This window comes from Pseudomonas sp. B21-041 (assembly GCF_024748675.1).
In the GTDB taxonomy this organism is placed as follows: Bacteria; Pseudomonadota; Gammaproteobacteria; order Pseudomonadales; family Pseudomonadaceae; genus Aquipseudomonas; species Aquipseudomonas neuropathica.
In genome coordinates this window covers 4,770,176-4,777,500 of the sequence record NZ_CP087175.1, presented here as the reverse complement: position 1 = coordinate 4,777,500, position 7,325 = coordinate 4,770,176, and the positions used below count along the sequence as shown (strand labels likewise).

Sequence of the window (7,325 nt, the reverse complement as noted above, 5' to 3'; positions counted from 1 at the left end):
GTATAACCAGATTGCTTGGGGTTATATGGTCAAGTGAAGAAGCGCATACGGTGGATGCCTTGGCAGTCAGAGGCGATGAAAGACGTGGTAGCCTGCGAAAAGCTTCGGGGAGTCGGCAAACAGACTTTGATCCGGAGATGTCTGAATGGGGGAACCCAGCCATCATAAGATGGTTATCTTGTACTGAATACATAGGTGCAAGAGGCGAACCAGGGGAACTGAAACATCTAAGTACCCTGAGGAAAAGAAATCAACCGAGATTCCCTTAGTAGTGGCGAGCGAACGGGGACTAGCCCTTAAGTGGCTTTGAGATTAGCGGAACGCTCTGGAAAGTGCGGCCATAGTGGGTGATAGCCCTGTACGCGAAAATCTCTTAGTCATGAAATCGAGTAGGACGGAGCACGAGAAACTTTGTCTGAATATGGGGGGACCATCCTCCAAGGCTAAATACTACTGACTGACCGATAGTGAACTAGTACCGTGAGGGAAAGGCGAAAAGAACCCCGGAGAGGGGAGTGAAATAGATCCTGAAACCGTATGCGTACAAGCAGTGGGAGCCCACTTTGTTGGGTGACTGCGTACCTTTTGTATAATGGGTCAGCGACTTATTTTCAGTGGCGAGCTTAACCGAATAGGGGAGGCGTAGCGAAAGCGAGTCTTAATAGGGCGTCTAGTCGCTGGGAATAGACCCGAAACCGGGCGATCTATCCATGGGCAGGTTGAAGGTTGGGTAACACTAACTGGAGGACCGAACCGACTACCGTTGAAAAGTTAGCGGATGACCTGTGGATCGGAGTGAAAGGCTAATCAAGCTCGGAGATAGCTGGTTCTCCTCGAAAGCTATTTAGGTAGCGCCTCATGTATCACTGTAGGGGGTAGAGCACTGTTTCGGCTAGGGGGTCATCCCGACTTACCAAACCGATGCAAACTCCGAATACCTACAAGTGCCGAGCATGGGAGACACACGGCGGGTGCTAACGTCCGTCGTGAAAAGGGAAACAACCCAGACCGTCAGCTAAGGTCCCAAAGTTATGGTTAAGTGGGAAACGATGTGGGAAGGCTTAGACAGCTAGGAGGTTGGCTTAGAAGCAGCCACCCTTTAAAGAAAGCGTAATAGCTCACTAGTCGAGTCGGCCTGCGCGGAAGATGTAACGGGGCTCAAACCATACACCGAAGCTACGGGTATCACCTTCGGGTGATGCGGTAGAGGAGCGTTCTGTAAGCCTGTGAAGGTGAGTTGAGAAGCTTGCTGGAGGTATCAGAAGTGCGAATGCTGACATGAGTAACGACAATGGGTGTGAAAAACACCCACGCCGAAAGACCAAGGTTTCCTGCGCAACGTTAATCGACGCAGGGTTAGTCGGTCCCTAAGGCGAGGCTGAAAAGCGTAGTCGATGGAAAACAGGTTAATATTCCTGTACTTCTGGTTATTGCGATGGAGGGACGGAGAAGGCTAGGCCAGCTTGGCGTTGGTTGTCCAAGTTTAAGGTGGTAGGCTGAGATCTTAGGTAAATCCGGGATCTTAAGGCCGAGAGCTGATGACGAGTGTTCTTTTAGAACACGAAGTGGTTGATGCCATGCTTCCAAGAAAAGCTTCTAAGCTTCAGGTAACCAGGAACCGTACCCCAAACCGACACAGGTGGTTGGGTAGAGAATACCAAGGCGCTTGAGAGAACTCGGGTGAAGGAACTAGGCAAAATGGCACCGTAACTTCGGGAGAAGGTGCGCCGGTGAGGGTGAAGGACTTGCTCCGTAAGCTCATGCCGGTCGAAGATACCAGGCCGCTGCGACTGTTTATTAAAAACACAGCACTCTGCAAACACGAAAGTGGACGTATAGGGTGTGACGCCTGCCCGGTGCCGGAAGGTTAATTGATGGGGTTAGCTAACGCGAAGCTCTTGATCGAAGCCCCGGTAAACGGCGGCCGTAACTATAACGGTCCTAAGGTAGCGAAATTCCTTGTCGGGTAAGTTCCGACCTGCACGAATGGCGTAACGATGGCGGCGCTGTCTCCACCCGAGACTCAGTGAAATTGAAATCGCTGTGAAGATGCAGTGTATCCGCGGCTAGACGGAAAGACCCCGTGAACCTTTACTATAGCTTTGCACTGGACTTTGAATTTGCTTGTGTAGGATAGGTGGGAGGCTTTGAAGCGTGGACGCCAGTTCGCGTGGAGCCATCCTTGAAATACCACCCTGGCAACTTTGAGGTTCTAACTCAGGTCCGTTATCCGGATCGAGGACAGTGTATGGTGGGTAGTTTGACTGGGGCGGTCTCCTCCTAAAGAGTAACGGAGGAGTACGAAGGTGCGCTCAGACCGGTCGGAAATCGGTCGTAGAGTATAAAGGCAAAAGCGCGCTTGACTGCGAGACAGACACGTCGAGCAGGTACGAAAGTAGGTCTTAGTGATCCGGTGGTTCTGTATGGAAGGGCCATCGCTCAACGGATAAAAGGTACTCCGGGGATAACAGGCTGATACCGCCCAAGAGTTCATATCGACGGCGGTGTTTGGCACCTCGATGTCGGCTCATCACATCCTGGGGCTGAAGCCGGTCCCAAGGGTATGGCTGTTCGCCATTTAAAGTGGTACGCGAGCTGGGTTTAGAACGTCGTGAGACAGTTCGGTCCCTATCTGCCGTGGACGTTTGAGATTTGAGAGGGGCTGCTCCTAGTACGAGAGGACCGGAGTGGACGAACCTCTGGTGTTCCGGTTGTCACGCCAGTGGCATTGCCGGGTAGCTATGTTCGGGAAAGATAACCGCTGAAAGCATCTAAGCGGGAAACTTGCCTCAAGATGAGATCTCACTGGAACCTTGAGTTCCCTGAAGGGCCGTCGAAGACTACGACGTTGATAGGTTGGGTGTGTAAGCGCTGTGAGGCGTTGAGCTAACCAATACTAATTGCCCGTGAGGCTTGACCATATAACACCCAAGCAATTTGCGTCGAAGAGACCAGATTGCGGTGTGTGAAGACGAAACGAACCGAAAGTTCGATGTTCACAAACACCGAAAGCTATCACATACCCAATTTGCTGAAGCGAGGCCATTTGGCCACGACTCAGTACCCGAATTTCTTGACGACCATAGAGCGTTGGAACCACCTGATCCCATCCCGAACTCAGCAGTGAAACGATGCATCGCCGATGGTAGTGTGGGGTTTCCCCATGTGAGAGTAGGTCATCGTCAAGATTAAATTCCGAAACCCCAATTGCGAAAGCAGTTGGGGTTTTGTTTTGCCCGCAGGAAAGTTTCAGCTCGCGACAGGTAATACGTTCACCAACGTATTACCTGCCCCAACCGTCGCTAACCTTGAGCGCGAGAAGTCATGCTACGCGCCGTCGTCCGTTTCAACTTTACCCAGTGCTGCGCTCACGGCGCTGACATGGCGTTTGCCATTCACGTCATAACTAAGCCCAGTGGCTTCGGCATCCGGTTTGCGCAATACCAGTTGTGCCGACAATCCTTCCTTTTCGTAGTAGCTGCCGAACCAGTTGATCAACGCGCCGATATAACAATCATTGCCAATGACAACCCCCAGATTCGTGACAACTTCGAGGGTGTAGGGCGCCATGCCATAGCTGTAATAGTCGTTTTCTCCTGCGCCACTGGCCGGGACAGGGCAGAGCGGCGTGTTCGCTGAACTGACTTCTCCCGCCTGCGTCGCTTTGCTTATCGCCCGGTCAAGTGTCTGTTGCAGAGCGGGCTCCAACTCGTAAGTGGTGGTGCCGTCTTCCTTATGTTGAAGGGTGGGCACCTTCAGGTCGTAACGGTAATGAACCGCTATCGTCGGTACCCGATTGTTGATTCTGAGCGGGTTTAGCAAGTAAAGCTGATCAACTCCGTAGGCACCACTGCGATAAGCCGCATACACTTTTCCACGGATACTTATCCATTTTGCTGATTGGTTGGCGCCGCGGTCATTGGTGTGGAACAACGAACTTTCCGCGGCCGGGCTTCTCTTGATGAAACGCTCGCCGGTTCGCCGCCAGGTCTCCGTGTAGGTAAACAGACCTGTGCCGCCGGTGTAGGTATCGACGATAAGGTCGCGCTGACCATCGTCGTCCATGTCCAGCAGGGTGTACGTGGAGTGACCGAAATCGGCAGCGCCGGAAATGTCCGACGTCCTCAGCGCCTGCCACTCGTCTGGCGTGAGACCTGCGGGCTTCGATTTCGGAAAGTGCGTGTCGCTTGGATCATCCTTGTCGACGTCTCCAGAGAACGAGGTCTTGCCCGCGCGGATGCCAAAGGCTTCAAGCGTACGCTCCAGGGCAAACTCCGGATTATCCTTGCTCGCTGCTTGAATGCTGTTGCTCAGTTCATGCATCACTTGCGTATCGAGGTCATCCGGTGGGTAGGCAAGCGCGTCCGTCAACAGTGCCTGAAGGACTTTCAGGCGCTCGTCATAACGCTGATTCAGGCACGAGACATCGTCGGCGCATTCATTGCGAGCCTTTAACCACAGTCGTTGAGTACGTTTCAGTTCGGGCTGTACCTGGGCGGACGCCTTTATTAATGCTCGATAAACAGAGCCCATCTGTACATCTTGTTCATAAAGTCCTTTGCCCGCGCAAACAGTGTTTTCGGCGGCATTCGCCGCTTTTGTGCAATCCATTCCAGCCGCCATTGCCTGCTGAACAAACAGCAGAGCGCAAGCGGACACGATGTAGCGTCCTTTGATGTACACGATGTAAGCCTTGTAGTGGGAAGTTGTCTTGGCGCGCAGGGTAAATGCTCGCAGAGGAATCTTGAAGCGCTGGCTTCAGGGAACCGCACTTCTGGCCGATAACCCATTCGGTGACTTAAAAGTCGCGCGAAATCGCTTGATAGCATTTTGCCGCCAGCTATCATCTGCGCGCCTGAAATTGCCCTCACTTCAATTGCCTGGAAATCTTCGATGCTGTCGTATCACCAAAAAAGTTTTCTGATCGTCGATGATTTCTCGGATTTCCGCAGTTCCGTGCGTTCGATGCTGCGTGAGCTCGGGGTCAAGGACGTCGACACGGCCGATACCGGTGAGCAGGCGCTGAAGATGTGCGCGCAGAAGTCCTACGATTTCATCCTGCAGGATTTCCATCTCGGCGATGGCAAGAAGAACGGCCAGCAGGTGCTCGAAGATCTGATGTCGGAAAAGCTCATCAGCCATGAAGCGGTGTTTGTCATGGTGACGGCCGAGACCAGTCAGGCGATGGTGCTCAGTGCTCTGGAGCACGAACCGGATGCGTACCTGACCAAGCCGTTCAACCGCTCCGGCCTGGCCCAGCGCCTGGAGCGTCTGGAACAGCGCAAGACGTTGCTCAAACCGATTCTACAAGCCCTCGATCGCGGCAAGCCGGTCGAGGTGCTTAACGCCTGCATCGCCCTGTGCAAGCAGGACATTCGCTATTCACCGCTGTGCCTGCGTTATCGCGCCGATGCGCTGCGCGAGATGAATCAGAACGAAGCGCTGGAACGACTCTATGACAGCATCATTGCTGACCGGCCGTTGCCATGGGCATTTGCCGGACTTGGCAAATTGCTGTTCAAGCGTGGCCAAGTGGCGCAAGCCAAGGGCGTTTATGAAAAGGCCCTGAAGGTGTTCCCGATGATGCCGGCGCTGTACGACGGCATGGCCGATGTACTGGTCGCCGAAGGCGATAGCAAAGGTGCGCAACGGGTGCTGGAGGAGGCGATTCGCCTGTCTCCCTTGGCGGTGCGTCGGCAGGCGTTGCTGGGCAAACTGGCGATGGCCAACGAAGACTTCGACACCGCGTCCCGCGCCTATCGTCAGGCCGTAGCGCAAGGCGCGCAGTCGCGCTTCAAGGATCCGGAAAGTAATCTCGGCCTGGCTCACGCGCTGATCAGCAAAGGCAGTGAGCGCGGGCTCGACACGCGCACACGCCTGGAGATCAACACCACGCTCAGTGCGGTGGCCAAAGAAAACCCGAGCGACCCCGGCCTGCAGATTCGCGCGCGTCTGATGAAAGCCACCAGCCTGCTGCTCAACGATGCCGAGACCGCTGACAAGCTCACCGAGCAAGCGCTGATGCGCCTCGACGGCATGGAGCAGTTCATGAGTCCGGAAGCTGCGCTGTTGGTCGCCAAGCAATTGCAGATGCTCGGACAGGCCGAGGCGGGCACCTCGATGCTCAAGAGCTGCGCGGAGATCTACGGTGACGATCCGGCAGTAATGAAAGACATCGCCAAGCTCACTGATGACCCGACTATCCTCAGTTCCAGCAACGCCGCTGCTGACCTCAACCGTCAGGGCGTGCGCGTGTACAAGACCGGCAACCTGGTGGAGGCCCGTGATGTGTTCCGCAAGGCGCTGAAGATGCAACCGAAGAACATCAGTATTGCGCTGAACATGGCCCAGTCGCTGCTCCACGGCACCGACACCAGTGTGCCGTCGGCGGAACTGGAAGAATGTCGGGCCTGCCTGAAAATGGTTGGCCTGATGCCCGACACCGACGCGCGTTTTGCGCGTTATCAGAAGCTGAAAAGCAAGGCGTTTGGCGAATGAACCACGACGAGCAAGCTCTGGATTTTTCTACGGTGATCGCCTCCACCGTCCACGACATGAAGAACTCGCTGGCCATGCTCATGCAGGCCCACAGCGAATGGCTGGCGCGGTTGCCTGAGGCGCAACGGCTAGGCGCGGAGCAAGGCGTGATCGACTTCGAGTTTGCCCATCTCAACGGCATGCTGGTGCAACTGCTCGGGCTGTACAAGCTCGGCGTCAACCAGATGCCGCTGCAACCGGCCTATCACGAACTCGATGACTTTATCGAGGCGCAACTGGCGGCGCATCAGGAGGTGTTTGCCAGTCGCGGGATCATCGCCACCTATGAAGTCGATCCGCTGAGCCCGTTGGGCTTCTTCGACCGTGAGCTGATTGCTTCGGTGCTGGGCAACTGCATCAATAACGCCATTCGTTACGCCCGCGAATCGCTGCTGATCACCGTCAGTGACGAGGCCGGGCAACTGGTGCTGAGTATCAACGACGACGGCGACGGTTATCCGGCCGAGATGCTCGAGCGCCAGGCCGATTATGTACAGGGCATCAATCACAGCAGTGGCAGCACCGGGCTCGGTTTGTATTTCGCCAATCGTATCGCGGCGCTGCATCAGCGCAATGGTGTCGAAGGACGCACCGAAATCCGCAACGGCGGACCGCTTGGCGGCGGGGTGTTCAGCCTATATCTGCCGTGACACAGGTTTTTGTTTGACGCTGCTTGATATTCCGAACAGCCGGAGCCTATTTTGTGCGGGTCGCCGTTCGCGGCTCGCACAATAACAAGGATTGCGTCATGACAACCGATGGCCAGCGTTCACTCGCGCAGCGATTGA

The 7,325-nt window shown here is 55.0% G+C and carries 3 protein-coding genes and 2 rRNA genes; 4 read left to right on the top strand and 1 reads right to left on the bottom strand.

Annotated features, from left to right (window positions below):
* Positions 1-27: 27 nt before the first annotated feature.
* Positions 28-2,921, top strand: a 23S ribosomal RNA gene (locus LOY43_RS21215).
* Positions 2,922-3,072: 151 nt separating this feature from the next.
* A 5S ribosomal RNA gene (gene rrf / locus LOY43_RS21210) occupies positions 3,073-3,188 on the top strand.
* Positions 3,189-3,327: 139 nt separating this feature from the next.
* Here the strand turns inward: rrf and LOY43_RS21205 are convergent.
* The gene (locus LOY43_RS21205; RefSeq protein ID WP_095051115.1) at positions 3,328-4,683 is read right to left on the bottom strand and encodes a lysozyme inhibitor LprI family protein; all 1,356 of its coding nucleotides are present in this window, start codon (positions 4,681-4,683) and stop codon (positions 3,328-3,330) included.
* Between the two features lie 210 nt (positions 4,684-4,893).
* Between LOY43_RS21205 and LOY43_RS21200 the strand changes: the two genes are divergently transcribed.
* Complete coding sequence (locus tag LOY43_RS21200; RefSeq protein WP_220556856.1) at positions 4,894-6,498, top strand: tetratricopeptide repeat-containing response regulator; 1,605 nt, start codon at positions 4,894-4,896, stop codon at positions 6,496-6,498.
* Complete coding sequence (locus tag LOY43_RS21195) at positions 6,495-7,187, top strand: sensor histidine kinase KdpD (RefSeq protein ID WP_095125228.1); 693 nt, start codon at positions 6,495-6,497, stop codon at positions 7,185-7,187. Before LOY43_RS21200 ends, LOY43_RS21195 begins: the two co-directional genes overlap by 4 nt.
* Positions 7,188-7,325 lie beyond the last annotated feature (138 nt).